This window comes from Flavobacterium artemisiae (genome assembly GCF_042678225.1).
GTDB lineage: Bacteria > Bacteroidota > Bacteroidia > Flavobacteriales > Flavobacteriaceae > Flavobacterium > Flavobacterium artemisiae.
Window position 1 is genome coordinate 1 of record NZ_JBHUDZ010000014.1, and the last position, 1,698, is coordinate 1,698.

The following is a 1,698-nucleotide window of genomic DNA, read 5'->3' on the forward strand; positions in this document are numbered from 1 at the left end:
CATCTTATTTCCAAGGCGTGCATTACTGCCAACACCAAGGCTCTAGAAAGGAGGTGTTCCAGCCGCACCTTCCGGTACGGCTACCTTGTTACGACTTAGCCCTAGTTACCAGTTTTACCCTAGGCAGCTCCTTGCGGTCACCGACTTCAGGCACCCCCAGCTTCCATGGCTTGACGGGCGGTGTGTACAAGGCCCGGGAACGTATTCACCGGATCATGGCTGATATCCGATTACTAGCGATTCCAGCTTCACGGAGTCGAGTTGCAGACTCCGATCCGAACTGTGACCGGCTTTATAGATTCGCTCCTGGTCGCCCAGTGGCTGCTCTCTGTACCGGCCATTGTAGCACGTGTGTAGCCCAAGGCGTAAGGGCCGTGATGATTTGACGTCATCCCCACCTTCCTCACAGTTTGCACTGGCAGTCTTGTTAGAGTTCCCGACATCACTCGCTGGCAACTAACAACAGGGGTTGCGCTCGTTATAGGACTTAACCTGACACCTCACGGCACGAGCTGACGACAACCATGCAGCACCTTGTAAACTGTCTTGCGAAAGATCTGTTTCCAAATCGGTCAGTCTGCATTTAAGCCTTGGTAAGGTTCCTCGCGTATCATCGAATTAAACCACATGCTCCACCGCTTGTGCGGGCCCCCGTCAATTCCTTTGAGTTTCATTCTTGCGAACGTACTCCCCAGGTGGGATACTTATCACTTTCGCTTAGCCACTGAACTTGCGCCCAACAGCTAGTATCCATCGTTTACGGCGTGGACTACCAGGGTATCTAATCCTGTTCGCTACCCACGCTTTCGTCCATCAGCGTCAATCCACCGGTAGTAACCTGCCTTCGCAATTGGTATTCCATGTAATCTCTAAGCATTTCACCGCTACACTACATATTCTAGTTACTTCCCAGTAATTCAAGTCCTGCAGTATCAATGGCCGTTCCATCGTTGAGCGATGGGCTTTCACCACTGACTTACAAGACCGCCTACGGACCCTTTAAACCCAATGATTCCGGATAACGCTTGGATCCTCCGTATTACCGCGGCTGCTGGCACGGAGTTAGCCGATCCTTATTCTTACGATACCGTCAAGCTGATTCACGAATCAGTGTTTCTTCTCGTACAAAAGCAGTTTACAATCCATAGGACCGTCATCCTGCACGCGGCATGGCTGGTTCAGGCTTGCGCCCATTGACCAATATTCCTCACTGCTGCCTCCCGTAGGAGTCTGGTCCGTGTCTCAGTACCAGTGTGGGGGATCTCCCTCTCAGGACCCCTACCCATCGAAGTCTTGGTAAGCCGTTACCTTACCAACTAACTAATGGGACGCATGCTCATCTTTCACCGTTGTGACTTTAATAGTTCAATCATGCGATTGTACTATACTATGAGGTATTAATCCAAATTTCTCTGGGCTATCCCTCTGTGAAAGGCAGATTGCATACGCGTTACGCACCCGTGCGCCGGTCTCAAGGCCCGAAAGCCTCTACCCCTCGACTTGCATGTGTTAAGCCTGCCGCTAGCGTTCATCCTGAGCCAGGATCAAACTCTTCATCGTATATTTTTATATTATTATGCGATAAATACTCTCGGTTCTTTATTCGAATCTCTCGATTCTATTACTCTTATTTCTTTGTTCTAACATCTCTGTTAAAACGGCTGTCAATTCAATATGTCTACGAACGTAATTTCTTGT

At 49.6% G+C, this 1,698-nt stretch carries 1 rRNA gene; it reads right to left on the minus strand.

What is annotated here, in order from left to right:
- Positions 1-46 precede the first annotated feature (46 nt).
- Positions 47-1,560 (minus strand): 16S ribosomal RNA (locus ACFSC2_RS16485).
- Between the last annotated feature and the right edge of the window lie 138 nt (positions 1,561-1,698).